We start from the raw sequence: 24,507 nt of genomic DNA, 5'->3' as shown, positions 1-24,507 counted from the left end.
CCCTCAGCCAGTATAGAAGCTCTGCACCAGCGACCCCATCAACAAGGTCCAGCCGTCCACCAGCACGAACAGCATCAGCTTGAACGGCAGTGAAATCGTCACCGGCGACACCATCATCATGCCCATCGCCATCAGGATGCTGGCCACCACCAGATCGATGATCAGGAAGGGGATGAACACCATGAAGCCGATCTGGAACGCGGTTTTCAGTTCGCTGATCACATAGGCCGGCACCAGGGTCTTCATCGACACATCGGCCTTGGTCTGCGGTTTTTCCGACTGGGAAATCTCGATGAAGAAGGCCAGATCCTTCTCCCGAGTCTGACGCAGCATGAAGGCCTTCATCGGCTGGCTGGCCTCATCCAGCGCCTGCTGAAAGCTAATCTTGTCGTCGGAGAACGGCACCCAGGCCTTGGTGTACACCTGATCGAAGGTAGGCCCCATCACGAACAGGGTCAGGAACAGCGACAAACCGACTATCACCTGGTTGGGCGGGGACTGCATGGTGCCCATCGCTTGGCGCAGCAGCGACATCACGATGATGATGCGGGTAAAGGCGGTCATCATCAGCATCATCGCCGGGATGAAGGTCAGCCCGGTCATGAACAGCAGCATCTGCAGACTGAGCGAGTAATTCTGCCCGCCGCCGGCCGCAGGCGTGCTGCTCATCATCGGCAGGCCGCCGGCCGCGTCCGCGATCAGCGGCAGCGCCAGCAAGACCACGCCGCCATAATGCACTGCACGCTTCATTGCCGCCCCGCCTTGCCGTTGCGGCCTTTTTCCATCGCCGCCTTCAGCCAGCGCGCGAACGGCTCCGCCGCCGGAGCGGCTTCCTGCTCCGCGCCTTCCGGCCGTGGCAGCTTGCTCAGCAGATTGACTTGCTGCGGCGTCACGCCCAACACCAGCCACTCGCCCTCCAGCTCCACGATCACCACCCGCTCCTTGGGCCCCACCATGGTGCCGCTGACCACCCTGAGGCGGCTGGAGGCGCCCAGCATGCCGCCGGACACGCGCTTGAACAGCCAGGCCAGGCCGACGATGGCGCCCAGCACCACCGCCAGACCGAACAAGACCTGCAACAAGCTCATGAACGGCGACGGCGCCACCGGAGGCGCCACCGGAGGCGGCGGCGCGGCGGTAGCGGCGGCGGCCACTCCGGACACCAAATAAAAAGCGCCCTGCACTGCACGGCGCGTCATCGCAAACATGGCTGGCCTCGTCATTTCTGCAAGCGGCGAATGCGTTCGGCTGGGGTAATGATATCGGTCAGGCGGATACCGAACTTGTCGTTGACCACCACCACCTCGCCCTGGGCGATCAGACAGCCGTTGACCAGCACGTCCATCGGCTCGCCGGCCATGCCGTCCAACTCCACCACCGAACCCTGCGCCAATTGCAGCAGGTTGCGGATGGCGATCTTGGTGCGGCCCAGCTCCACGGTCAGCTGTACCGGAATATCCAGAATCATGTCCAGATTCTGCGGCACGCCGGCGCCGGAAGTGCTCGCGCCCAGTTCCTGGAACAGGTTCTGCGCCGGCACCGGTTCGGGGGCGGACTCCTCCACCTCCTGTTCGGCCATCGCCGCCGCCCAGTCGTCCATGGACACTTCTTCCTCGCCACCTCCCGCGCTGGTGGCTGCAGCGGCCGCGGCGGCTTCGGCCTCCATCTGCGCCGCTTGCAATTCTTCTTCGCTCATTGCTCTTTATCCCCCAGAGGCTCGTGAAAATCATTCGCGCCGGCCAGCACCTGCTCCACCTTCAGCGCATAGCGCCCCTGCACGGTGCCGTAACTGGCCTCGAACACCGGGATGCCCGACACATCGGCCTCCACCCGTTCGGGAATGTCCAGCATCACCACGTCGCCATTCTTCAAATTCAAAATCTGTCCCAAGGTCACCTTGGTCTGCGCCAGCGTCGCCACCAGCTCCACCTCCGCCGCCTGCACCTGGTGCGTCATCAGGTTGACCCAGCGGTTATCCACCTCGGTGCGGTCCGCCTGCATGGTGCTGGACAGCACGTCGCGGATCGGTTCCACCATGGAGTACGGCAGACAGATGTGGAAATCGCCGCCGCCGGCGCCCAGCTCGATGTGGAAGGTCATCGCCACCACCACTTCGGTGGGCGTGGCGATATTGGCGAACTGGGTGTTCATCTCCGAGCGCAGGTAGACGAACTCGATCGGATGCACCGGCTCCCAGGCTTTCTGGCATTCGGTGAACACCACGTCCAGCAAGCGGCGGATGATGCGCTGCTCGGTGGGCGTGAAGTCACGACCTTCCACCCGTACATGGTAACGCCCATCGCTGCCGAACAGATTGTCGACGATCAGGAACACCAGGTCCGGATCGAAGATCAGCAGACCAGTGCCGCGCAAGGGCTTGACGTGCACCAGGTTCAGGTTGGTCGGCACCACCAGGTTGCGGATGAACTCGCTGTACTTTTGCACCCGTACCGGACCGACCGAAATTTCGGCGTTGCGGCGGATGAAGTTGAACAAGCCTATGCGCAGATTGCGCGCGAAACGCTCGTTGATGATTTCCAGCGTCGGCATCCGGCCGCGCACGATGCGCTCCTGCCGACCGATGTCATAGCCGCGGACGCCTTGGGCGTCGCCGCCGCCGGCATCATCCTCGTCCTCCCCGGAGACGCCCCTTAATAGGGCGTCCACCTCTTCCTGGGAAAGAATATCGTCGCCCATGACGCTTATTGCTTCTGGATGATGAAGGAAGTGAAGAGCACGCTTTCCACCGGCTGTTCTTCGCCGGCGTCCATCGACTCATTGATGATCTGCTTGACCTGCGCCTTCAACCGAACCTTGCCGTCCGGCGTGGCCAGTTCCACCGCGGACTTGGACGACAGCAGCAGGATCAGCGCGCTGCGGATCTTGGGCGCGTAATCGGTGAATTTCTTCTTGGCCTCCTCGTCGGCCAGTTCCGCCTGCATGTCCACCTGCAGCAAGGAACCGTCATTGCCGGCCAGATTCACCACGAAGGTATCCAATTTTTCAAAAATCGGCGGACCTTCTTTTTTCTTCTTGGGTTTTTCCTTGGTTTGCTCGGCATGTTCGCCGGCCGCGGCCGGTTTATTCATATTGGTGAACATATAAGCAGCCAAGCCCCCTACGGCGGCCAACACCAGCACCAGCAACACGATGACGATCAGCATCAATTTGCCGCCGCCCCCTGCTTTTTTCTCTGCTTTTTCCGCTTTTTTATCTTCTGCCATATATCTGCCCTGTTCACTGGGGTGTTCATAGTGAAATCTTAAACGATTTCTTCACTATATTTTCTAATTTTAACCGCCAATTGAACAGGGGAGATTATCACAAATGGTCAGGCGAAAATGCTGAGGATGCCCCGAGCGGCCTTGATGCTGCTCAATGCATCCATTGCTTCGGGCTCCTCGCTCTCGCCTTGACGCTGCGATTGCCCGCGCTGGAACGCCTGCTGCTGCTGACCGGACTGACCGCTGGACACCTGCGCGTCGGTCAGCTGGATGCCCCCCGCCGCCAGCATGGACGACAAGCGGTGCATATTGTTTTCCAGCGCCTCGCGCGTGGCCGGCACCGCCGCGGCGAACAACACCTGGGCCTGGTCGTTGCCGTTCATTTTCAAGGTCACCTCGATCGGCCCCAACTGCGGCGGATTCAGCTGAATCTGCGCCTTGTCGGCCTTGAGGCTGACCATATTGATCACCTGCTCGCTCATCGCCTTGGCCCAATTGGGATCGGTTATCGGCTGTTGCACGGTAAAGGTGGGCGTCGGCGCCGCTGGCTTGGCCATCAGCGATTCCTGCGGCTGCAGCGGCAAAAACTGCGGCACCACCTTGCCGTCTTCCGGCAAATTTTGCTGACCCGGCAGCGACAGATCGCGAATCTTGACCGCGGCAGGCAGCACCGCGCCGAGATCCGGCTTCACGTCCGCCAGCTTGGCGCCGCTGAGCACATCGTTATTGCGCGGCAGGGTGACCATCTGCTGGACCGGCTGCGCGGCCGCCATCAGCGGCATGCCCGGCAACGGGGACAGCGCGTCCTGGCCATCCTCGTTCTTGGCCGGCTTGTCCTTGTCCGCGCCGGCGTCCGCCAAGACATCGCTCTTGGCGCCCGGCAGGAAGGAACTGCCCAGGGCGCTCATCTGCACGCCCAGCAGGCTGGCGAACAGGTCACCGCCGCCGGTGTCGCCGGCAGTGGCCAAATTGCCTCCCGGCATATTGGCTTTGCTGCTGGCCAGGCTGGCCGCCGCAGTGTTAACAGGTGTCGTCATGGCCGACTCTCTACAAGGTAAGACGCAGACGTTAAAGCAACTAACGTGCCAAGCAAGCGCCCTTATTCTTCGCCATGATTATTGTCCCAAAAACGCCGGGTAGCGAATTCATCGCTGGCTTTCTGCTGCAGCCGCGCCTCGCGCACGGCGGCGCGCTCCTGCTCGCGCAGCAGCAGCTTTTCATAAGCCTTCAGTTTCTTGTATTCCTGCTGCCAGGCCTGGCGCTCCAGCAAGAAGCGCTGGGTGCAGCGCTCCACCTCGCCCTGCTGCTGCACCATGGCCTCGTCCAGACGGGCGAGGAAACGTTGAAAATCCTGGTACTGCAATGCGCTGATGCCCTGCGCGCCGCGGCTGCTCAGCCGCTGCCGGTATTCGCCGCGAAACGCATCCAGCTGCTCCTGGCGCGAGCGGGCGTCGGCCAGACGGTTCTGCGCCAGCCTCATGCGCTCGCCAGCCGCTTTCTGCCGATCCTCGGCCAGACGAATCAGTAATAGGTATTTGCTTTCCGCCATGGCTCAGCCTCAGGACAACACGGTCTGCAACTGCTCGCAGCTGGCGGAATAGTCCTGCGACTCGTGCATGGGCTGGGTCAGGAAGCCGACCATCGGCAGTTGACGCCGCATCGCCTCGTCCAGCACCGGGTCCGAACCCGGCACATAGGCGCCGACGCTGATCAGGTCGCGGTTGCGCTGATAACGCGAATACAGCTGCTTGAATTGCCGGGCCAGGCTCATCTGCGACGATGGCACCACATCCACCATCACCCGGCTGATCGATTGTTCGATGTCTATCGCCGGATAATGGCCGGATTCGGCCAGCTCGCGCGACAACACGAAGTGACCATCCAGAATCGCGCGCGCCGAGTCGGCGATGGGATCTTGCTGATCGTCACCCTCCGACAGCACCGTATAGAAGCCGGTGATGGAACCGCCACCCTCGGCGGCATTGCCTGCGCGTTCGATCAATTGCGGCAGACGCGCGAACACCGACGGCGGATAGCCCTTGGTCACCGGCGGCTCGCCGATGGCCAGCGCGATCTCGCGCTGCGCCATCGCGTAGCGGGTCACCGAGTCCATCAGCAGCAGCACATCCAAGCCCTGGGCACGGAAATATTCGGCCAAGGCCGTGGCATAGGCGGCGCCATGCAAGCGCATCAGCGGCGGCATGTCCGCCGGAGCGGCCACCACCACCGAGCGGGCGATGCCCTCTTCGCCGAGAATGTTTTCGATGAAGTCCTTGACCTCGCGACCACGCTCGCCGATCAAGCCCACCACCACCACATCGGCCTTGGTAAAGCGCGCCATCATGCCCAGCAGCACCGACTTGCCGACGCCGGAGCCGGCGAACAGGCCCAGGCGTTGCCCGCGCCCCACCGTTAGCAGGCCATTGATCGCGCGCACGCCGACATCCAGCACATCGCGCACCGGCGAGCGATCCAGCGGGTTCATTGGCTGACTGTGCAAGGGAAACCAGGCATCGGGATGGATGGCGCCCTTGCCGTCCAGCGGCCGGCCCAGCGAGTCCAGCACCCGGCCCAACAGACTGAGGCCCACCGGCACCTGGCGGCCGCTGGCGCCGAATGCGCCGGCCTGGGCCACGCTGCGGCCGAACTGCGGCGGCTGCTCCAGCGATAGCGGCATCACCGGAGTGCCCGGCAGCAAGCCATGCACATTGCTCAACGGCATCAGGAACACTTTGTCGCCGGAGAAGCCCACCACCTCGGCCTCAACCAGGCGCTGATCGGCCAAGGCCACCTGACAGGCGCTGCCTACTGGCAGTTTGAGCCCCACCGCCTCCATCACCATGCCGGTGACGCGCACCAGCTTGCCGCAAGGCTGCCACAGCTTGGCGGCGCGCGCGCTGTCCGCGCAATCGCGCAGCCAGCCACGCTGGCGCTCAATCAGATCCTGGCTCATGGTCCATGCCCAAGGCCTTGCGCAGCGCCGCGACACGAGTGCGCATGGTCAAATCCAGGCGCAGCGCGGCGGTATCGATCACGCAGCCACCGCGCTCCACCTCGGGGTCCTCTATCCACTGCCATTGCGTTTCCGGCGTTTCCTGAGCCAGGAAGGCTCGCGCCACCTCCAGATCCGCCGGGTTCAGACGCAGCCGCGCCTGAGTCAGCGTGGCCGGTAGATCTTCCAGCGCCTCGCGCAGCAACTCCTGGATCAGCAAGGGGTTTTGCCGCGCCAGGCCATGGCTTAGTTGCTCGGCCAACTCCAGCGCCAGCGCCAGCCAGTCCTGGGACAGTTCGGACTCGAAACGGTCGATCTGCCGCGTCAAGCTCTCGCTCAATTGCTGCAAGGGCTGCCAGGCGGCGGCGAAACGCGCCTCCTGCTCGGCGCGCACCTCGGCCAGACCCTGATCGCGGCCGGCGGCCAAGCCTTCCTCAAATCCCGCGGCGCGACCGGCTTCCTCACCGACCTCATGCCCGGATTGCCAGGCTTCTTGATGAATGGCTTCCAATTCGGCCGCGGTGGGATAACCGCTGACCGCGCGCGCTTCCAGCTCCGCCTCCGGCTCGGCCGCCGCTTCCGGCTCGGCCGCAACCGCTTCCGGCGCCACAACGGCCTCGCCCTGTTCCTGCTCGCGCTGGCGCCGGCGCTGCTGCGCCAGCTCCATCAATTGCACCGGTGTCAGCTTCTGGGTCAGGCCGTCCAGCGCGTTGGGACTCCAACTGCTCCAGCCCTCCAGCTCTTCGCCGGGAATGATGGGATTACTCGACGAGACCTTCATCACCACCCTTGCTGCCTAGCACGATCTGGCCATCGTCGGCGAGCTTGCGCACCACCTTGAGGATTTCCTTCTGCTCGGCCTCCACCTCGGACAGCTTGACCGGCCCCTTGGACTCCAGGTCGTCGCGCAGCATTTCCGCCGCGCGCTGCGACATATTGCGGAAGATCTTGTCCTTGAGCTCGGCGCTGGTGCCCTTGAGGGCGATGACCAGCGAATCGGACTGCACTTCGCGCAGAATGGTCTGAATCGAACGGTCGTCGATTTCCAGAATATTCTCGAACACGAACATCTTGTCCTGAATCCGCTGCGCCAATTCCGGATCATATTCGCGGATGTAGTTGAGCGCGGCGGCCTCGACATTGGAGCCCATGAAGTTGAGGATTTCCGCGGTCAGGCCAATGCCGCCGGCCGCGCTCTTCTTGATGCGGTCGGAGCCGGACAAGAGCTGAGTCAGCACATCGTTCAATTCGCGCAGCGCCTGCGGCTGCACCCCCTCCAGCGTGGCGGTGCGGATCAACACCTCATTGCGCATCCGCTCGGGGAAATAGGCCAGGATGGAGCTGGACAGGTCCGGCTCCAGATGCACCAGGATGGTGGCGATGATCTGCGGATGCTCGTTGCGGATCAGGTCGGCGGCGGAGGACGGGTCCATCCACTTCAGGCTTTCGATACCGCTGTGATCGTTGCCCTGCATGATCTTGTCCAGCAGGTTGGCCGCCTTGTCCGGCCCCAACGCCTCGATCAGCACATTGCGCAGGTATTCGTCGGACGCGCCGATGCTGGCGCGCGCCGCGCACTCGCCCTTGAATTCGCTGACCACATCGTCAATCTGCTCGTAGCTCAGATTATTGATCGCCGCCATCGCCAGCGAAATCTTCTGCACTTCCTTGGGGCCGAGGTATTTGAACACCTCGACGGCCTCCGCCTGCCCCAAGCTGAACAGCAACACCGCGCTCTTGCGCACTCCGTTCTCACTCATCGGCGCTTATCCATTCCTTGATGATCTGAGCGGCCATGCGCGGATCAGATTTCACCATTTCACGCACAGCTTCCAGATTGGTGGTGTATTGCCGCATCTGCGCTTCGCGCGGATCGCCGCCGCCCGCGGCGCCGCCGGCATGACCGGCCGCGCCCTCCTCGCCCTCTTCGCCGGCCACGCCGAGCAGGCGACCGCCGCCCGCGGCGGCCTGCGCCGCGGCTTCTTCCTCGCTGCCCTTGGCCGGCGCCGGCGGCTTGACCAGGTCGCGCATGATGGGACGCACCACGCCGAACAGCAAGTAGAGCACCGCGATGGTCAGCAGACCGTACTTGATCAGATTGGAACCGTTGCTGGTCACGTAGTCAGTGACTTTCTCCTGCAGCGTGGCCGGCACCTCGGCGTCGGCGAACGCCGCGTTGACCACATTTAGGGTGTCGCCGCGCTGGGTGTTGAAGCCCATCGCCTCCTTGACCAGATTATTGATCTGCTGGACTTCCTGCGCCGTCAGCGGCGTCGGCTTCATCTCGCCGTTCTTGTCCGGCATGCGCCGGTAATTGACCACCACGGCGGCGGACAAGCGCTTGACGCCGCCCTGCGGCATCTTGGTGTGCTGTATGGTCTTGTCGACTTCGTAATTGGTGGTGATGTCGCGCTGCAACGTGCCCGAGGCGCCCATATTCTGCCCGGACAGCGTGGCAGTGCCCGGCGCCGCGCCCGGCGGCAGCGAGATCGGCGCAGAAGCGGCCGACGGCGGCTGGTTGGACAAGGCGCCCGGCACGCCGGACGGCAGCGCCGCGCCGTTGTTCAGCTTTTCGCTGATCTGCTGGCTGCGGGTAGAAGACGGGTTGGGGCTGGAGTTGGGCTTGAAGGTTTCCGACGTCTGCTCCACCTCGGCGAAATCGACGCTGGCGGTGACCTGAGCACGCGAATTGCCCTTGCCGAAGATGGGCTCCAGGATGTCTTCGATACGCTTGACGTAGCTGTCCTCGATCTGGCGCACATAACCCAGCTGACGCTGATCCAGACCGGAGTTTTCATCCGGCCCGCCCTGCTTGGACAAGAGATTGCCATCCTGATCGACGATGGTGACGTTCTTGACCGGCAAATTCGGCACCGAGCTGGAGACCAGATGCAAGATGCCCGCCACCTGACCCGCGTCCAGCAGGCGACCGCGAAACAGGGTCAGCATCACCGAGGCGGTGGGCTGCTGCTGCTCGCGCACGAACACGCTCTGCTTGGGAATGGCGATATGGATGCGAGCGCTCTCCACCGAGCCCACCGCTTCTATGGTGCGCGCCAACTCGCCCTCGATCGCGCGCTGGTAATTGACCTGCTCGGCAAACTGGCTGATGCCGAACTTCTGATTATCCATCAGTTCGAAACCGACGCCGCCGGCCTTGGGCAGGCCTTGCGCGGCCAGCTTCAGCCGTGCGTCGTAAACCTTGTCCGAGGGTACCGAGATGGTGCCGCCCTCGCCCAGCTGGTACGGGACATTCATCTGCTGCAGCGACGCGGCCACCTGGCCGCCGTCGCGGTCGGAGATATTGGAGAACAGGATTTTGTAGCTGGGCGTGCGGTTCAGCACCACGGCGCCCACCACAACGGCGAATATGGCGGCCACAGCCGCCAGGAACAGGACTTTTTTATTGTTGGGAAGCGCCTTGAAGCGATCGGACGCCTCATTCATGCGGCTTCGCCAAACGGGCGTAGCGTTTTCTTCTGCCAGGTCAGCCATACAGTGGTTTTAGGTTCGAGCCCACCGCCGCCGGCTGGTCGGGTCCGGCAGCGCTAGACTTGGGTATTCATGATTTCCTGATAGGCGGTGACCAGCTTGTTGCGCGCCTGAACCATGGTCTGGAACGACAGGCTGGCTTTCTGCAGCGACACCATCACGTCCTGCAGATTGACCCCCTCGTCACCCAATTCAAATTGCTTCTGCATCTCCTGCGAAGTCTGCTGCGCCGAATTCACCTGTTCCAAGGTGGACTTCAGCACAGCGGAGAAGTCCACCTGGGACGCATCCGGGGCCGGGCTGGCGGTCTTGCCCGCGGCCAAGGCCGAGGCGGTGCGCAGTTCGCCCAACAGTTGATCGATATTTGGCACTGACATGGTTACTCCAAGCCATTTCCATCTGGAACCTCCTGACATCCATCGGCCGCGTCTTCATCACGGTAACGCTGCAATTTATAGCGCAATGTGCGCTCGCTGATGCCCAGTTTTTCCGCGGCTAGCTTCTTGACGCCGCCCACCGCGCTCAAGGTTTCCAGAATATGGCGTTTCTCTAACGTTTTCATGTCGGTTTCATCCGACACGGGATTGTCTTTTTCAGACGCTATCCGGGTAACCTGGCTCGCGGCGGAGTCGTGGTCCAACAGCAGATCGGCGGCAAGAATTTCCGCCCCGGCGGCAAGAATCACCGCCCGCTGCACCACATTCTCCAGTTCGCGGATGTTACCCTCCCAACTATAGGCCGTCAAATGACGTTCCGCATCCTCGGAAAGGACCAGACTCCCCCTTCCGGCGGCCTCTGCGTACTTTTTAAGCATAATTCGTGCCAGCGGCAGAATATCATCGCGTCGCTCGGCCAGCGCTGGGATGCGCAGCGGAAACACATTCAAACGGAAATATAGGTCCTCGCGGAATTGGCCGGCCTCCACCGCCGCCTGCAAATCGCGGTTGGACGTGGCCAGCACGCGGATGTCCAGCTTCAGCGTCCTGGTGCCGCCGACACGTTCCACCTCGCGCTCCTGCAACACCCGCAGCAACTTGGCTTGCAGCGACAGCGGCATCTCGGTGACTTCGTCCAGCAGGATGGTGCCGCCCTGCGCCTGCTCGAACTTGCCGGGCAAGGCTTGCGCCGCGCCGGTGAAGGCGCCGCGCTCGTGGCCGAACAGCGTGGATTCCAGCAGGTTTTCCGGAATCGCCGCGCAGTTGACCGCCACGAAAGAACCATCGGCGCGCTTGGAATGGCGGTGGATGTAACGCGCCAGCACTTCCTTGCCCACGCCGCTGGGACCGGAAATCATCACGCTGACGTCGCTGCCGGCCACTCGGCCGGCCAGCGCGAACAGCTGCCGCATCGCTGCGGATTCCGCCACCACTTCGCCGCTGCCCTCGCTGGGCATGCGCAGCAGATGCTTTTCCACCTCGGCGATCAGGCTGGCGGGCTCGAAGGGCTTGAGCAGATAGTGGGCCGCGCCGGCGCGCAGCAGTTCGATCGCCCGTTCGATCACGCCGTAGGCGGTCATCAGGATGAAGGGCACGCCCGGGTAACGCTTCTTCGCTTCCTCGAATAGCGCGTAGCCGTCCATCGGCGCCATCTGGGCATCGGACACGATCAGGCCGACCGGCGCTTCCTTCAATTTAGTCAACGCAGCCGCGCCGTCTCCGGCTTCCACCGTCGGATAGCCGGCCAGGTTCAGGGTGTCGACGATGGCTTCGCGCAGATCGGCGTCGTCTTCCACCACCAGGATAGGGAGATACTTCATGTTTTCTTATTCGATCAAGGGTTGGGTCGTTCCGCCTGCTGCTGCCTTTGCGCGGCCAGCACCGCCAGCCGCGTGGCGATGCTGCCCAGCGCCAGCACCTCATGGGCGCCGCCCATGGCGATCGCCTCCTTGGGCATGCCGAACACCACGCAGCTGGCTTCGTCCTGGGCGATATTCCAGGCTCCGGCCTGCTTGAGCTCCAGCATGCCGCTGGCGCCATCCCGGCCCATGCCGGTCAGGATCACGCCTATGCAGTTCTTGCCCACCAGATTGGCGGCGGAACGGAACAGCACATCCACCGACGGCCGGTGCCGGTTCACCGGCGGCCCGGCATGCAGGCCGATAGCATAGCCTATGGTGGGCGCTGGCTTGACCAGTAGATGGGAGTGTCCAGGAGCGATGTAGACGGTACCGTTTTGCAGCCTTTCATTGTCTTCCGCCTCTTTCACCGTCAGCTTGCACAGGGAGTTCAGCCGCGTGGCGAAGGAGTGGGTGAACATTTCCGGCATGTGCTGGGTGATCAGGATGGGCGGCATGGATGCCGGCAGCGCGGTCAGCAAGGTGCGCAGCGCTTCGGTGCCGCCGGTGGAGGAGCCGATGACGATCACCGCCTGACTGGCCAGCGGCACCTTGCCGGCCTGCTTGGGCAGGATGATGTCCGCGCTATGGCTGGGCACTACGTCCAGCGGCTTGTTGGCGGCGCCCCTTGTCAACTGCCCCATATGCGTCCTTGGCTCTGGTTGAAATTATCGTAAAACCGTATTGCTCGCGGCGGAATCACCGCGCCGCTCGCTCTGCGTCGCCGACGACGCGGAGCAGCCAAGCATCGCAGGCCGCCTCCACCAAGTCCAGCACCCGGTCGAAGCCGTCGGCGCCGCCATAGTATGGATCCGGCACTTCTTGCCCACCGGGCAGCGGCTCCAGCAGCAAATGCAGCTTGCCGCGATAGGATGGCGGACATTTGGCGTTTAACAAAGCCAAATTTTGCCGATCCGCAGCCAGAATCCAATCGAAGCGCGCGAAGTCCTCCGCCGCCACCTGCCGGCCGCGCAGGCCGGACAGGTCGTAGCCGCGTCGCTGCGCGGCCTGGCAAGTGCGGCGGTCCGGCGCTTCGCCGACATGATAGCCATGCGTGCCCGCGGATTCCACTTCAATCCGCGCGTCCAGGCCCGCCGCTCGCAGCTTGGCACGCATCACCCCCTCCGCGGTGGGCGAGCGGCAAATATTTCCCATGCAGACAAATAAAATGGATAGACGCGGCGTATTCATCGGCGATTCAGGCTCTCATATTATTCAGACGGGGGGACGCCAAGGCGCAGCTTCCTGCCCGATCTTATCATTTCCGCGGCGCCCTGCCGCCGGCTCCGGGACTGCCTGGCAGGACAGTTCCCGCGCTCAATCGGAACGCAGCGCCGGCGCGTCCAGGTCCGCCAGGTAGCCGGATTCGACGCAAGCGCGCCGTGTGGCGTTAAACAAGGCCGCGGCCTGCTCCGCCTCCTCCTCCAGCTCCGCATCCGCGGACAGTGCCTGTTGCTCCAGACCGGAGCAGGCTCCGCCCAGCGCGCTGAATCCCAGCGTCAGCGCGGCGCCCTTCAGGTTATGGGCGCGACGGCGCACTTGATCGCGCTGCCCGGCCCGGGCGGCGGATTGCACTTCATCGATGAGCTCACCCTTGCCAGCGAAAAACTGCGTCACCAGTTCCCGGTACTTATCCAGCGTCAGCATCTCCACCATTTTTTCTATCATCAGCACATCCAGCATGGCTGGCGCCTGCGCCGCCCGCCCCTCCGCCGCTGGCGCCACCGCGCCGCCGAACTGGCGTTCCAGCATCGCGCTGAACTCCTCGACATGCAGCGGCTTGGCCAGGAAGTCGTCCAGCCCGCAGTTCAGCACCCTCTGCCGCGTCTCCGGAAACGCATCCGCGGTCAGCGCCACGATTTTCATGCCCGGCGTCATCGCGCGTTCGCGCAGGCGCCGGGACGCCTCGATGCCGTCCATCGCAGGCATGTGCAAATCCATCAGCACTAGCTCGAAGGGTTGGCGGGTGGCGATATCCAACGCCTCCGCGCCATCCTTGGTCACCGTGACCAGGTGCCCCAGCTTTTGCAACATCGCATGCATGTATTTGCGATTGATCGGGTTGTCATCCACCACCAACACCCGCAGCGGACGCATCAACGCGCCGTCGGCGGCCTTCTCCGGCAAGGAGCAGACCTCCGGCGGCTGCATCGGCTGCAAGGGCAGCGACAGCACGAACACACTGCCGGCACCCAGCGCGCTATGCACGGTGATGCCGCCGCCCATCAATTGCGCCAGGCTCTGGGATATCTCCAGGCCAAGACCGCTGCCGCCGTACTGACGCATGGCGGAACCGTCCCCCTGGGAAAAGCGTTTGAACAGCCGCGCCAGCGTGGCGTCGTCCATGCCGATGCCGGTATCCCGTATCGTCAGCCGCAGCGTGGTGCAGCCTTCCGCCGCGGTGTCCGCCACTTCCGCCTGTATGGTGACCGCGCCGATTTCGGTGAACTTGATCGCATTGCTGAGCAGGTTCAGCAGAATCTGCCGTAGCCGGGTAGCATCGCACAACACCCATTCCGGCACGTTCAGATCCAGCGCCATGCGCATGGCCAGGCCCTTGGCCACCGCCTGACCACGCATCAGGCTTTCGCACTGCTGCAGTAACTGCCGCAAATTGCACACCGTCGGCGCCAGGTCCAGCTTGCCTGATTCCAACTTGCTGGCGTCCAACACATCGTTGAGCAGGGCCATCAGGTGCCGGGCGGACTCCTCCGCGGTCTTGATGTAATCGGCCTGCACCGGCGTCGGCGAGCAATCTCCCAGCAGGGACAGCATCCCCAGCACGCCATTGAGCGGGGTGCGGATTTCATGGCTCATATTGGCCAGGAACATGCTTTTGGCCATGCTGCCGGCCTCGGCCTGCACTCGCGCCTGCTCCAGGCTGTCGGTCAGGCCTTCCAACTCGTGGCGGCGGCGTTCCAACTGCCGCAGTTGGCGGACCACGATGACGGCGAAGCCCAGGATCAGCGCCCATTCGAAAACCATCAACCAATTACTGACCAGGATGTGCTGCTGCATGCTTTTATTGCGCGCGTCCACTTGCTCGGCTACGCGCTGGTTCGCCACCAACGACAAATCGCGCAGCGGCCCGCTCAGCACTTCCAGCTCCGCGTCCAGCCGCCGCAAGCCATCGAGATCAAGACCGGCGCCGCCCTGGCGGCCGAAATAGGCGTCGGCCTTGCGAATGAAGGCGTCCAGCTTGGGACGGGCCTGCAAGTATTCCTGGGTGCCGTCCAGCAGGCTGGAGTACAGGCCATGGTCTATCACCCCCACCCGGCTGACAAAGATATCGTAGCGCTCCTGCAGCTCGGTGCGGTCCTGCTCATGGTTCAGCACATGCTCTATCGACGTTTGCAGCCGCATCGCCTCGGTTTCCAGCTGGAAATAGGCCCAGACGATGTTGTCGTCCTCATAGCGCACCGCGGTGTTGAGCATTTCGGACTGGCGCAGTTGGATGTAGACGACGCCGGCGAACACGCAAGCCAGGGTCGCGCCGATCAGGATCAGGCCTCGCCAGGTCAGGTGGTTTCGATGCGGCATGTTCATACGCTCAATGCACCTGCAGCGATTTGAGCTGCCAGGCCGAGCGGTTGTAGTACAGTTCGGAACGCAACTCTTCTCGGCTGTCGTAAGGATAAACGATGAACAAAGGCCCTTTTTCCCGCACCGGCATCGCTTTGTCGTTCATCTGCGTCGCCAGGATCACATCAAAGCGGCTGACATCTTCGAAGGGGATATCGGTCTTGTAATCATTCAGCGCCACCGCTTTCAGCAATTTGCCGCGCGCGCCGACGGCGGCCAGCACATCGCGCAGCAGCGGCCCCGAGAATTTGGTCAACCCTGGATACCAGGGCGTGTGGGTGCTGAAGCTGCGCTGCGGCAAACCGGACAGCATTGCCATGTCGAAGGCGGCAACGTCACCCTGGTTCTTGCGGCTGATGCCGCCGCTGATCAGTAATACCACCTTGCCGTTGGGTTTGGTCAGCGTCTCGGCGGCGGAAGCTGTCAACGGAGGTACCGCCAGAGCCAGCAACAAGGGCAGATACTTGAACAGATTCATGATTTTCTCGCTTTCTTATTTAATGCATCACGACAAGCACTCATTCCGACCGGCCATGTTCAGCTCGGCAGCGGCATCTGCCCGCCGCAACCGGCCAGCCAGGCGCTGAAAGAGGCCTCATCGACGGGCGGGGAAATGAAAGAACCCTGCGCGGCGAACACGCCAAACGTCCTGCACAATGCCCATTCCTGCTCCGACGCCACGCCTTCGGCCACCACGTTCAAACCCAGTCTGCGACCAAGCTCGACGCTGGCCTCGAAGATCGAGCGCTTGGTGGCATGGGCCGCGGCGTCGATCACGAAGCTCTTGTCTATCTTCATTTCGGTGAACGGGATGCGCGACAGCCGGTCCATGCTGGCGAAACCGGTGCCGAAGTCGTCTATCGCCAAGCCGGCGCCCTTTAGCCGCAAGCGGGTCAAAATCTCCAGCGCCCGCGCCGGGTCCGCCATCACGCCGCTCTCGGTCACCTCGAAGGTCACCCGCGGCACATCCAGGCCGGCATCGCCCAAGATGGCGACGAAGGCGGCCACCAGGCTGGAGTCCCTCAGCGACTGCATCGACAGATTGATCGACATATTCAGCCGCTGCCGCGTGGCCAGCCGTGTCAGCGCTTGCGCGGAATCCGCCAGCAGGCGCTTGGTCAGCAGCGTGATCAGGCCGTTCTCCTCCGCCAGTTCGATGAACTGCAGCGGACTGAGCAAGCCCAATTGCGGATGCTGCCAGCGCGCCAGCACTTCCACGCCCAGCACCTTGCCGCTGGCCACCTCCACCTGCGGCTGGAAAAATGGTACCACCTCGCCACGCGCGATGCCTTGCTGCAGCTCTTTGCTGCTCAAGCGCTCCAGCGGCAGGCTGATCGCCTCGCCCGGCTCCACCGGCGCCGCCAGCAAGGCCAGCAATTGCACCGGATCCACCGGCTTGGGCAACACGCCGCACAGGCACAAGGCGTACAAGCGCGCCAGGTCCGCCACGCTGCTCAGCACCCGTCCATCAAAGCCGCTGGTGATCAGCAGCTTGCCACGATAGCGCCGCTCGCCCAGGTGGCGCACAAACTCGATGCCATCCATGCGCGGCATGTCCAGGTCGCAGAAAATCAGGTCGAACACCCGGTCGCCGGCATCCAGTTGCATCAGCGCGTCCAGGCCGTCAACCGCTTCCGAGACCTTGCCCAGGCCAAGCCGCTGCAGCACCGCGATCAGGAATTGCCGGGATACGACCTCATCGTCAATGACCAAGATTTGCGACATTGCCAGCGCTCCTCCTTTTGCGTTCCTGGCCACGGACCGGCCCTTAAAACTGTTCACAGGCCAACAAGCCGGCACGGAGAGGGATTGCGGCCGGGAAAGCGGAATGCACAAGCCCATGAACACTTCGAAGGCGGGTTCTCAGTGTGACGCTCCACGAAACGCCGCGGCGTTGAACAGTTTCTTAAGCGCTTCCGCCACAAAGAATGGTCGCGCATTACCAACGCGTGCAATGAACAAGGCCCGATAAATCTGGACACGTAATATCTAGATAGCCCGCAGCGTCCGGCTTTTCCAGCCTGCCCGCTGCGGCTGGCGCCTCGACGCCGGCCATCCCTTGGACCAGTCCTGGCCCCGGCATTTAACACTTATAATTAGTAAATATATTCACCATATTGCACATATCCAGCACCTGTGTCGGCATCATGGAGAACCATCATGCACAAGACCTATCAATTGAGTCCGGATGGCGGCTATCTGACGGAAGCCAGCCTGCCGGCCCTGCGCCGCTTGCCGGCCCGCTCCGCCTGGCTGCACACCGAGATGGGCCTAATCAAGCGTTCGGTTTCCAGCGTCACCCTGCGCGGCAGAAAACTATGGGCCGATAGAGCGACCGGCACCTTGTTCCGCGCGGGCAACGGTCAGTGCCTGGCCAGCCCAGGCCTGCGCCTGCAGTTGCTGCCGCAGTCCGGCATCAAGCGCCCCAAGCGTCCGGTCACGCCGCCTGAGCCAGTTCCCGCCGCATCTCCAGCGCCAGCCGCCACACCCGCTGCGCCAGCGGCGACAAGGAGCGGTGCGGCCGCTTGATCAACACGATGCGCCGCCGCGCCGCCGGCAACAAGGGCAGCACCCGCAAATCGCTGCCGGCCGGCAAAGGCATCGCCAAACCCGGGCTGATGCTGACGCCCTGACCCGCCGCGACCATGCGGAACACCGACTGAGAATGCCCCAGCTGCTGCGCCACCTCGCAATCAACACCGTGCTGTTCCAGCAAACCGTCTATCAGCCGACGGCTGCCTGAGCTGTGATCCAGCAGCACCAGCGGCTGACCGCTCAATTGCGTCCAATGCGCGGCCGCCTGCCCCGCCAGCGCGTGGTCGCGGCGACACACCAGCCAGAAATCATCCTCCAGCAAAGGTTCGCTTTCCAGCGGCGTCGCCGCGTCCGGCTCCACTACCAGGCCAAAATCCACCAGCCCATTCTGCACTGCCTCGATATTCAGGCGCTGCACCTGATCGTGCAGCACCAACCGCAGTTGCGGGTAATGTTGACGGCAGCGCGCAAGCAACAAAGGCATCAGACTGGCGGACAAGGTGGGACTGCTGGCCACGTGCACCACGCCGTGCGCCTGCGCGCCCTCCAGCCGCGCCGCCTGCAAGGCGTCCTCCAGTTCATCCAATACCCGCGTCAGCTTGCCTTGCAGCCGCAGTCCCGCCGCGGTCGCCACCACCTCGCGGGTGGTGCGGTCGAACAAGCGCAATTCCAATGCCTGCTCCAGCTCCCGCACCGCGCGGCTCACGGCCGGCTGGGTCAGCCCCAGTGCCGCGCCGGCGCGACTGAAACCACCATGCTCGAGCACGGCCTGAAACACCCGCAACTGCCGCAAAGAGACATTCATATCAATAACTCATGAATTAATCAGATAAATGCATTTGTATTGTCAATGATGCTGCGCTTCAATAGCAAGGTCTCGATCATCACCCTGTTTCGCCCCATGCCCCGATTTCTCGATGCCTTCACCCTCGCCCTGCTCGCCACCGTGGCCATGGCCACCTTGCTGCCCTGCTCCGGCGACATCGCCGCCGCCTTCAACCTGATCACCAATCTGGCGATCGCGCTGCTGTTCTTCCTGCACGGCGCCAAGCTGTCGCGCGAGGCGGTAGTGGCCGGCGCCAGCCACTGGCGGCTACATCTGGTGGTGCTGGGCTGCACCTTTCTGCTGTTCCCCGCGCTCGGCCTGCTGCTACAGCCGGTATTGCAGCCGCTGCTGACGCCGCAGCTCTACCTGGGCATCCTCTATTTGTGCATGCTGCCGTCCACCGTGCAGTCGTCCATCGCCTTCACCTCGATGGCGCAGGGCAATGTGCCCGCCGCCATTTGCAGCGCCACCGCGTCCAATATCCTGGGCATTTTCATCACCCCCTTGCTGGTCAGCCTGCTGGTGGTCAAGCATCATGGCGCCGGCCAGGGTTGGGGGCCGGTGCTGGACATCGTGATGCAGTTGCTGCTGCCCTTCATCGCCGGCCAGATCGCCCGCCGCTGGATAGGCGGCTGGGTGGACCGCAACAAGGGCCTGCTGCGCTATGTCGATCAAGGCTCCATCCTGCTGGTGGTCTATACCGCATTCAGCGCCGCGGTGATCAGCGGCCTGTGGCAACAGACGCCGCCACAAGCGCTGGCCGCGCTGCTGCTGGTCAACCTGGTCTTGCTGGGCCTGCTGTTGGCGCTCACCATGCTGTTGAGCCGCAAGCTGGGCTTTTCGCGCGCGGACCAGATCACCATCGTGTTTTGCGGTTCCAAGAAGAGCCTGGCCAGCGGCGTGCCGATGGCCAAGGTCTTGTTCGCCGCGCCGGCCTTGGGCTCCATCGTGCTACCGCTGATGCTGTTTCATCAGATCCAGCTGATGGCCTGCGCCGCCTTGGCGCAGCGCTATCGCCGCCAGCACGCGGAGCGCGCGCGCTGAAAAGCCAACGCCCCGCTCGGACTCGAGCGGGGCGTTGCGCCGACAGCGGCACCGGGCTTAGAACCTGTTTACGATCTCGCGAGCTAAGGCGAGACAAGGCGAAAACGGTTGAAGAAGCGGAATGTACAGGTGGTACATGAGCATTCTGAAAGCGTTTTTAACGCCCTTGTCTAACTATTCCGCCGACGCGCAGCAGATCGTAAACAGGTTCTTACAGATCGTTGACCCAGGCCTGCTCCTTCAAGTGCTTGAGCTGATCGCGCAAGCCGGCCGCCTTTTCGAACTCCAGATTGCGCGCCGCTTCCATCATTTCTTTCTCCAGGCGCTTGATTTCCTTGGCCAGCGTCTTTTCGTCCATCATCGCCACGCGCGCGTTGTCCACCAGCTTCTTGCGCTCGTCTTCCACGCTGTAGACGCCGTCGATGATGTCCTTGATCTTCTTCTCCACGCCCCTGGGCACGATGCCATGTTCGGCGTTGAAGGCCATCTGCTTGGCACGACGGCGTTCGGTCTCGTCCATCGCCCGCTTCATCGAATCGGTGATACGGTCGGCGTAGAGCAAGGCCTTGCCGTTGAGGTTGCGCGCGGCGCGGCCTATGGTCTGGATCAAGGAGCGGTCCGAGCGCAGGAAGCCTTCCTTGTCCGCATCCAGAATGGCCACTAGGCTGACTTCGGGAATGTCCAGGCCTTCGCGCAGCAGGTTGATGCCGATCAGCACGTCGAACACGCCCAAGCGCAGGTCGCGGAGGATTTCCACCCGTTCCACGGTGTCGATATCGCTGTGCAGATAGCGCACCTTGATGCCGTGCTCGGTGTAATAGTCCGCCAGTTGCTCGGCCATGCGCTTGGTCAGCGTGGTGACCAGCACGCGCTCGCCGCGCTCCATGCGCAGGCGGATCTCTGACAACAGGTCGTCCACCTGGGTGGCCACCGGCCGCACTTCCATCTCCGGATCCACCAGGCCAGTGGGACGCACCACCTGCTCCACCACCTGGCCAGCGTGCTCCTTCTCATAGTTCGCCGGAGTCGCGGACACGAACACGGTCTGCGGCATCAGCAGCTCGAACTCGTGAAATTTCAGCGGCCGGTTATCGGCGGCCGATGGCAGCCGGAAGCCGTATTCCACCAGATTGGCCTTGCGCGCGGCGTCGCCCTTGTACATGGCGCCGACCTGGGGCACGGTGACGTGGGATTCATCGATGAACATCAACGCGTTCTTGGGCAGGTAGTCGATCAGCGTCGGCGGCGGATCGCCCGGCCCGCGGCCGGAGAAGTGCCGCGAGTAGTTTTCGATGCCCTTGCAGAACCCCATTTCGTACAGCATTTCCAGATCGAAGCGGGTGCGCTGCTCCAGGCGCTGCGCCTCCACCAACTTGCCGTCCTTCTGATAACGCTCGATGCGCTCGCGCAGTTCTTCCTTGATGTGCTCGCAGGCGCGCAGCACGGTGTCGCGCGGCGTCACATAGTGGCTGGACGGGAAGACCGTGAAGCGCCCCACCCGCTGCTTGGTCACCCCGGTCAACGGATCGAACAGCGTCAGCGTTTCCACCTCATCGTCGAACATGCTGACACGCAGCGCGGTATCGCTGCTCTCCGCCGGATAAATGTCGATCACATCGCCGCGCACGCGGAAAGTGCCGCGGCCGAAGTCGATATCGTTGCGGTCGTACTGCATGGTGGTCAGCCGGCTGATGATGTCGCGCTGCGCCAGGGTTTCCCCTTCTTTCAAATGCAGAATCATCTGATGGTAATCGGAAGGATCGCCGATACCATAAATTGCAGACACCGTCGCCACGATGATGCAGTCCGGTCGTTCCAGAATGGATTTTGTCGCCGACAGCCGCATTTGCTCGATGTGCTCATTGATGCTGGAGTCTTTTTCAATAAAAAGATCGCGGCTGGGCACATAGGCTTCCGGCTGATAGTAATCATAGTAAGAAACGAAATACTCGACGGCGTTTTCCGGGAAGAACTCGCGCATTTCGCTATACAGCTGCGCGGCCAGGGTTTTGTTATGCGCCATGATGATGGCCGGACGGCCGCTTTGCGCAATGACATTGGCCATGGTGTAAGTCTTGCCGGAGCCGGTCACCCCCAGCAGGGTCTGATAGGACAAGCCATCCTCCAGCCCTTCCAGCAGTTGGGCGATGGCGCCGGGCTGGTCGCCGGCGGGTTCGAATGGTTGATGCAGTTTGAACGGGCTGTTGGGATAGGTGCGCGGCATGGCTCGGGACGTCGGAGGAGATGGCCTGATTCTACGCGCTTCGGCCGCCATTCACACCCCCGTTACCGTGCCCTATAAAAAAGCCGCGATTCAGGCTATACACAGTCAAAACATTGTTTAAAATACAGTCAGACTGATATAAATCCATGCCTTGCCGCTAATATGCCGAAGGTTTATTTATTCAGTCCAAGTTTCGTTAAAATCCGCTCTCCCTGGAGTGACGCATGATCAAGAAAATTGCAAGCCTGCTGGTATCCGCGGCCTTAGCCATGCCGGTGCTGGCAGGTTCGCCGTCCGGCGTGATGGTGGCCACTCAGATGGCCGACCAGGCCGCGCCGCGACTGAGTTCTCATTCGGTGCTGGTGCTTAATGGCATTACCGGTGAACCGCTGTATCAGAAGAATATCCATCAACGCATGCCCATAGCCTCCATCACCAAGCTGATGACGGCGATGGTGCTATTGGATTCCGGCGCCTCGCTGGACCAGGAAGTGACGGTATCCGAAGCCGAGATCGACCGGGTGAAGAACACCTCTTCCCGCCTGGCGGTGGGCACCACGCTCAGCCGCAAGGAAATGCTGCTGCTGGCCTTGATGTCGTCGGAAAACCGCGCCGCAGCCACGCTGGCCCGCACCGCGTTGCCGGGCGGCACCGCCACCTTTGTTGAACGCATGAACCGCAAGGCGCGCAGCCTGGGCATGACCGAAACCATATTCCATGACGCCACCGGGCTGGACATGCGCAACACCTCCACCGCCGCCGACTTGGCGCGCATGGTGCGCGCCGCGCATGGCTATCCCTTGATCCGCGCCTTCACCACCACCGAGAAACATCAGATCCAGTCGGTCAGCCGCCGCGTGCTGCAATACAAGAACAGCAATGCGCTGGTGCGCGAGGGCGATTGGGATATCTCACTGCAGAAGACCGGCTACATCCAGGAGGCCGGCCGCTGCATGGTGCTGCAGGCCACGGTGGGCTCGCAGCCGCTGATCATCGTGCTGCTGGCCGCCGGCGGCAGCGCCGCCCGCGTCAACGACGCCAAGAGCATCAAGACCTGGCTGGAGGCGCACCCCGGCAGCTGGCTGGCCGGCTGAGTTCCGCCCGAAACCAACACAGCCCTGCCGTCTAGCGACGACAGGGCTGTGTTCATGATTTTGGCAGCTTACATATAACGCAGGTCGAACTGCGCCAGGCCGTTGGCCGAACCCGGCTGAATGCCGCCCGGCTGCCCCTGCACCGCCGGGCCTCGAGTCGATTCATACATCGCGTTGAAACGCAGGCTGTTGCTGCCATTGGTCAGATTGACCAGCGGAGAGTATTCACCCAGCACAATATCGCTGCCCGTGGGCGACTGCAGCCGTATGCCGACGCCTTCCGCGCTGCCGGTGATCGCCATCAGCGCGCGATTTTCCTGGTCCGGCGCGCCGGAGAAGCGCACCGCCACCGTGGTCAGCGTGTCTATCGAGCACTCGGTCAGGCGGATATTGAACGGCACCGGCTGCGAGCGATCTCCGATGCGCTTGAACATCTGCGAGGACACCAGACCCAGCCCCACTTCCAGCCTTTGGGAGTTCGGGTCCAGTCCGCAGGCGCTCATCACCAGTTCGCCATGCACATCCAGCATGCCATCGGCAGCCTGCGCCAGCGGCGCCGCGCACAGCAGCGCCAGCAAATATGCCCAAGGTTTCATTCTCTATCCTCTCCTGCCATCCTAGGCCTCCGAGCCTGACGCTCAGAGGTAGTCCAGATCAATATTGACTCTGCCGGTGAACGGCCCTTCTTCCACCTGCCCCAGATTGCTAGGCACGATGGTGCCGTACATCGGCACGATCTTCTGCCGGTCGCCTTTGCGGAAGTCGGCAAGATATTCGGACTGATCGAAACGCAGCTTGCGCCCATCGCCGAAGAACAGTTGCAGTCCCAGGCCGCTGTCCTTGTCCCCGCCCTTCCTGACCAGGCGCGCGGTGTAATCGTCCACCTTGCCGTTCACCCCGCGGAAATAGCCGTTGACTTTGACCGGATCGTCACAGGTTTTTTCCAGGCTCAGGGAAAAATCCTTGCGCGGCACCGCCGGATTGAGACCCTTGTCGGTCTTGGTGATGCGGCCGAAATCCAGGGTATTGCTGGCCGGGTTCAGCGCCACCTTGACCGCGCACTGGATGAAGCGGATCTTGTCCAGGCCGGTGACCTTGTACACCAGATTGCTGCCCTTGATATCGTTGATGCCGCCGACCCCGTCGAACTGCATCACTTCAAACTGCGTCACGCCGACATTGCCGCTGCCCGGATACTTGGGCTTGGTGGCGATCACCACCTGGAAATCCAGGTTGAAATCGGTGGTCGGGCAGTTCTTGATATCCGGATAATCCTTCTTGGGACAAGCCGGAATCGTCTTGCCGGTGGCGATTCGCTGCTTGGGATCGAAATAGGCCTGGCCGTTGTACATCACCCCGAACTTCACCCCTTGCGGCGCGCTGTTATTACGCGGATTCGGGTAGAAAAACACATCCTCGGCATTACGGAGTCCGTCGTGGTCCTTATAGCAAGACACGCTGACAGAACGCTGGCTGGAGTGCCAGATGATCTCGCCCTCGCCCAGCGTGACCGGCACCGCCACCGTGGAACCGATGTCCTCGGTGATCAGCACTTGGCCATCACGCCCGTTCTCCTTGCAAGCCAGCGCATGGCTCAGCGCCGGCAGCGCGGCCAGGGCCAGCATCAGCGCCAGGCGCGGCAATCGTCGATTCAACATGG

General features: G+C 62.6%; 25 protein-coding genes. 3 read left to right on the top strand and 22 right to left on the bottom strand.

The features are described 5' to 3' along the window. Window positions 1-3: 3 nt before the first annotated feature. The 18 genes from fliP to VI26_RS13140 form a co-directional block, all read right to left on the bottom strand. Entirely contained in the window at window positions 4-750 is a 747-nt protein-coding gene (gene fliP, locus VI26_RS13225; RefSeq protein WP_048410218.1) for a flagellar type III secretion system pore protein FliP, read from the bottom strand. Continuing rightward, window positions 747-1,208: a flagellar biosynthetic protein FliO gene (fliO, locus tag VI26_RS13220; RefSeq protein WP_231581020.1), complete on the bottom strand. Its 462-nt coding sequence runs from the start codon at window positions 1,206-1,208 to the stop codon at window positions 747-749. The genes fliP and fliO overlap by 4 nt, the downstream gene beginning before the upstream one ends. Window positions 1,209-1,219: 11 nt before the next feature. Beyond that, window positions 1,220-1,666, bottom strand: coding sequence for a flagellar motor switch protein FliN (gene fliN, locus VI26_RS13215; protein WP_048410361.1), 447 nt, complete (start codon window positions 1,664-1,666; stop codon window positions 1,220-1,222). Between the two features lie 26 nt (window positions 1,667-1,692). Next, window positions 1,693-2,697, bottom strand: a complete 1,005-nt coding sequence (gene fliM, locus VI26_RS13210) for a flagellar motor switch protein FliM (RefSeq protein ID WP_048410217.1) — start codon at window positions 2,695-2,697, stop codon at window positions 1,693-1,695. Between the two features lie 5 nt (window positions 2,698-2,702). Then, window positions 2,703-3,224 (bottom strand): flagellar basal body-associated FliL family protein, encoded by a 522-nt coding sequence (locus VI26_RS13205; protein WP_048410216.1) that lies wholly within the window; start codon window positions 3,222-3,224, stop codon window positions 2,703-2,705. 107 nt (window positions 3,225-3,331) lie between these two features. Next, complete coding sequence (locus VI26_RS13200) at window positions 3,332-4,261, bottom strand: flagellar hook-length control protein FliK (protein ID WP_082151055.1); 930 nt, start codon at window positions 4,259-4,261, stop codon at window positions 3,332-3,334. Window positions 4,262-4,323: 62 nt separating this feature from the next. After that, window positions 4,324-4,773: a flagellar export protein FliJ gene (gene fliJ, locus VI26_RS13195; protein ID WP_048410215.1), complete on the bottom strand. Its 450-nt coding sequence runs from the start codon at window positions 4,771-4,773 to the stop codon at window positions 4,324-4,326. Between the two features lie 9 nt (window positions 4,774-4,782). Then, window positions 4,783-6,177: a flagellar protein export ATPase FliI gene (gene fliI / locus VI26_RS13190; RefSeq protein ID WP_048410214.1), complete on the bottom strand. Its 1,395-nt coding sequence runs from the start codon at window positions 6,175-6,177 to the stop codon at window positions 4,783-4,785. After that, window positions 6,158-6,997, bottom strand: coding sequence for a FliH/SctL family protein (locus VI26_RS13185; protein ID WP_048410213.1), 840 nt, complete (start codon window positions 6,995-6,997; stop codon window positions 6,158-6,160). The genes fliI and VI26_RS13185 overlap by 20 nt, the downstream gene beginning before the upstream one ends. Then, on the bottom strand, window positions 6,978-7,976 hold the full coding sequence (gene fliG, locus VI26_RS13180; RefSeq protein ID WP_048410212.1) for a flagellar motor switch protein FliG: 999 nt from the start codon (window positions 7,974-7,976) through the stop codon (window positions 6,978-6,980). The genes VI26_RS13185 and fliG overlap by 20 nt, the downstream gene beginning before the upstream one ends. Next, complete coding sequence (gene fliF, locus VI26_RS13175; protein ID WP_231581019.1) at window positions 7,969-9,663, bottom strand: flagellar basal-body MS-ring/collar protein FliF; 1,695 nt, start codon at window positions 9,661-9,663, stop codon at window positions 7,969-7,971. The genes fliG and fliF overlap by 8 nt, the downstream gene beginning before the upstream one ends. Before the next feature lie 101 nt (window positions 9,664-9,764). Continuing rightward, entirely contained in the window at window positions 9,765-10,085 is a 321-nt protein-coding gene (fliE, locus tag VI26_RS13170; protein ID WP_048410210.1) for a flagellar hook-basal body complex protein FliE, read from the bottom strand. A gap of 2 nt (window positions 10,086-10,087) precedes the next feature. Beyond that, window positions 10,088-11,464: a sigma-54 dependent transcriptional regulator gene (locus VI26_RS13165; RefSeq protein ID WP_048410209.1), complete on the bottom strand. Its 1,377-nt coding sequence runs from the start codon at window positions 11,462-11,464 to the stop codon at window positions 10,088-10,090. Between the two features lie 14 nt (window positions 11,465-11,478). Then, on the bottom strand, window positions 11,479-12,186 hold the full coding sequence (locus tag VI26_RS13160) for a chemotaxis protein CheB (protein ID WP_048410208.1): 708 nt from the start codon (window positions 12,184-12,186) through the stop codon (window positions 11,479-11,481). Between the two features lie 55 nt (window positions 12,187-12,241). Next, window positions 12,242-12,658 carry a low molecular weight protein-tyrosine-phosphatase gene (locus tag VI26_RS13155; RefSeq protein ID WP_231581018.1) on the bottom strand — a complete coding sequence of 139 codons (417 nt, stop codon included), beginning with the start codon at window positions 12,656-12,658 and terminating at the stop codon, window positions 12,242-12,244. Window positions 12,659-12,859: 201 nt separating this feature from the next. After that, window positions 12,860-15,082 carry an ATP-binding protein gene (locus VI26_RS13150; RefSeq protein ID WP_048410359.1) on the bottom strand — a complete coding sequence of 741 codons (2,223 nt, stop codon included), beginning with the start codon at window positions 15,080-15,082 and terminating at the stop codon, window positions 12,860-12,862. A gap of 10 nt (window positions 15,083-15,092) precedes the next feature. After that, on the bottom strand, window positions 15,093-15,602 hold the full coding sequence (locus VI26_RS13145) for a molybdopterin-dependent oxidoreductase (RefSeq protein ID WP_048410206.1): 510 nt from the start codon (window positions 15,600-15,602) through the stop codon (window positions 15,093-15,095). A gap of 59 nt (window positions 15,603-15,661) precedes the next feature. Further along, complete coding sequence (locus VI26_RS13140; RefSeq protein WP_048410205.1) at window positions 15,662-16,849, bottom strand: EAL domain-containing protein; 1,188 nt, start codon at window positions 16,847-16,849, stop codon at window positions 15,662-15,664. Window positions 16,850-17,284: 435 nt separating this feature from the next. Here VI26_RS13140 and VI26_RS24570 point away from each other — a divergent pair, with 435 nt between their 5' ends. Beyond that, the gene (locus VI26_RS24570) at window positions 17,285-17,653 is read left to right on the top strand and encodes a hypothetical protein (protein ID WP_156183873.1); all 369 of its coding nucleotides are present in this window, start codon (window positions 17,285-17,287) and stop codon (window positions 17,651-17,653) included. On the opposite strand, the gene VI26_RS13135 is transcribed toward VI26_RS24570, so the two are convergent. Beyond that, window positions 17,562-18,464: a LysR family transcriptional regulator gene (locus VI26_RS13135; protein WP_048410204.1), complete on the bottom strand. Its 903-nt coding sequence runs from the start codon at window positions 18,462-18,464 to the stop codon at window positions 17,562-17,564. The genes VI26_RS24570 and VI26_RS13135 overlap by 92 nt on opposite strands. Before the next feature lie 96 nt (window positions 18,465-18,560). On the opposite strand from VI26_RS13135, the gene VI26_RS13130 reads away from it, so the two are divergent. After that, on the top strand, window positions 18,561-19,529 hold the full coding sequence (locus VI26_RS13130) for a bile acid:sodium symporter family protein (protein ID WP_048410358.1): 969 nt from the start codon (window positions 18,561-18,563) through the stop codon (window positions 19,527-19,529). Between the two features lie 211 nt (window positions 19,530-19,740). Here VI26_RS13130 and uvrB read toward each other — a convergent pair whose 3' ends face one another. After that, window positions 19,741-21,753, bottom strand: coding sequence for an excinuclease ABC subunit UvrB (gene uvrB / locus VI26_RS13125; protein ID WP_048410203.1), 2,013 nt, complete (start codon window positions 21,751-21,753; stop codon window positions 19,741-19,743). Window positions 21,754-21,977: 224 nt separating this feature from the next. On the opposite strand from uvrB, the gene VI26_RS13120 reads away from it, so the two are divergent. Then, window positions 21,978-22,847, top strand: a complete 870-nt coding sequence (locus VI26_RS13120) for a serine hydrolase (protein ID WP_048410202.1) — start codon at window positions 21,978-21,980, stop codon at window positions 22,845-22,847. Window positions 22,848-22,915: 68 nt separating this feature from the next. On the opposite strand, the gene VI26_RS13115 is transcribed toward VI26_RS13120, so the two are convergent. Then, on the bottom strand, window positions 22,916-23,443 hold the full coding sequence (locus tag VI26_RS13115; protein WP_048410201.1) for a fimbrial protein: 528 nt from the start codon (window positions 23,441-23,443) through the stop codon (window positions 22,916-22,918). Window positions 23,444-23,485: 42 nt separating this feature from the next. Further along, window positions 23,486-24,505, bottom strand: a complete 1,020-nt coding sequence (locus VI26_RS13110) for a fimbrial protein (RefSeq protein ID WP_156183872.1) — start codon at window positions 24,503-24,505, stop codon at window positions 23,486-23,488. Window positions 24,506-24,507 lie beyond the last annotated feature (2 nt).

The sequence above is a fragment of the Chromobacterium sp. LK1 genome (assembly GCF_001043555.1).
GTDB lineage: Bacteria > Pseudomonadota > Gammaproteobacteria > Burkholderiales > Chromobacteriaceae > Chromobacterium > Chromobacterium aquaticum.
The sequence above is the reverse complement of the archived record's forward strand: the minus strand, read 5'-3'. Positions and strand labels throughout refer to the sequence as shown.

Bases quoted from the DNA above. Each gene is read 5' to 3' on its own strand.
- fliP (WP_048410218.1), bottom strand. From the start codon at position 750: ATGAAGCGTGCAGTGCATTATGGCGGCGTGGTCTTGCTGGCGCTGCCG.
- fliO (WP_231581020.1), bottom strand. From the start codon at position 1,208: ATGTTTGCGATGACGCGCCGTGCAGTGCAGGGCGCTTTTTATTTGGTG.
- fliN (WP_048410361.1), bottom strand. From the start codon at position 1,666: ATGGAGGCCGAAGCCGCCGCGGCCGCTGCAGCCACCAGCGCGGGAGGT.
- fliM (WP_048410217.1), bottom strand. From the start codon at position 2,697: ATGGGCGACGATATTCTTTCCCAGGAAGAGGTGGACGCCCTATTAAGG.
- VI26_RS13205 (WP_048410216.1), bottom strand. From the start codon at position 3,224: ATGGCAGAAGATAAAAAAGCGGAAAAAGCAGAGAAAAAAGCAGGGGGC.
- VI26_RS13200 (WP_082151055.1), bottom strand. From the start codon at position 4,261: ATGACGACACCTGTTAACACTGCGGCGGCCAGCCTGGCCAGCAGCAAA.
- fliJ (WP_048410215.1), bottom strand. From the start codon at position 4,773: ATGGCGGAAAGCAAATACCTATTACTGATTCGTCTGGCCGAGGATCGG.
- fliI (WP_048410214.1), bottom strand. From the start codon at position 6,177: ATGAGCCAGGATCTGATTGAGCGCCAGCGTGGCTGGCTGCGCGATTGC.
- VI26_RS13185 (WP_048410213.1), bottom strand. From the start codon at position 6,997: ATGAAGGTCTCGTCGAGTAATCCCATCATTCCCGGCGAAGAGCTGGAG.
- fliG (WP_048410212.1), bottom strand. From the start codon at position 7,976: ATGAGTGAGAACGGAGTGCGCAAGAGCGCGGTGTTGCTGTTCAGCTTG.
- fliF (WP_231581019.1), bottom strand. From the start codon at position 9,663: ATGAATGAGGCGTCCGATCGCTTCAAGGCGCTTCCCAACAATAAAAAA.
- fliE (WP_048410210.1), bottom strand. From the start codon at position 10,085: ATGTCAGTGCCAAATATCGATCAACTGTTGGGCGAACTGCGCACCGCC.
- VI26_RS13165 (WP_048410209.1), bottom strand. From the start codon at position 11,464: ATGAAGTATCTCCCTATCCTGGTGGTGGAAGACGACGCCGATCTGCGC.
- VI26_RS13160 (WP_048410208.1), bottom strand. From the start codon at position 12,186: ATGGGGCAGTTGACAAGGGGCGCCGCCAACAAGCCGCTGGACGTAGTG.
- VI26_RS13155 (WP_231581018.1), bottom strand. From the start codon at position 12,658: ATGCGTGCCAAGCTGCGAGCGGCGGGCCTGGACGCGCGGATTGAAGTG.
- VI26_RS13150 (WP_048410359.1), bottom strand. From the start codon at position 15,082: ATGCCGCATCGAAACCACCTGACCTGGCGAGGCCTGATCCTGATCGGC.
- VI26_RS13145 (WP_048410206.1), bottom strand. From the start codon at position 15,602: ATGAATCTGTTCAAGTATCTGCCCTTGTTGCTGGCTCTGGCGGTACCT.
- VI26_RS13140 (WP_048410205.1), bottom strand. From the start codon at position 16,849: ATGTCGCAAATCTTGGTCATTGACGATGAGGTCGTATCCCGGCAATTC.
- VI26_RS24570 (WP_156183873.1), top strand. From the start codon at position 17,285: ATGCACAAGACCTATCAATTGAGTCCGGATGGCGGCTATCTGACGGAA.
- VI26_RS13135 (WP_048410204.1), bottom strand. From the start codon at position 18,464: ATGAATGTCTCTTTGCGGCAGTTGCGGGTGTTTCAGGCCGTGCTCGAG.
- VI26_RS13130 (WP_048410358.1), top strand. From the start codon at position 18,561: ATGCCCCGATTTCTCGATGCCTTCACCCTCGCCCTGCTCGCCACCGTG.
- uvrB (WP_048410203.1), bottom strand. From the start codon at position 21,753: ATGCCGCGCACCTATCCCAACAGCCCGTTCAAACTGCATCAACCATTC.
- VI26_RS13120 (WP_048410202.1), top strand. From the start codon at position 21,978: ATGATCAAGAAAATTGCAAGCCTGCTGGTATCCGCGGCCTTAGCCATG.
- VI26_RS13115 (WP_048410201.1), bottom strand. From the start codon at position 23,443: ATGAAACCTTGGGCATATTTGCTGGCGCTGCTGTGCGCGGCGCCGCTG.
- VI26_RS13110 (WP_156183872.1), bottom strand. From the start codon at position 24,505: ATGTTGAATCGACGATTGCCGCGCCTGGCGCTGATGCTGGCCCTGGCC.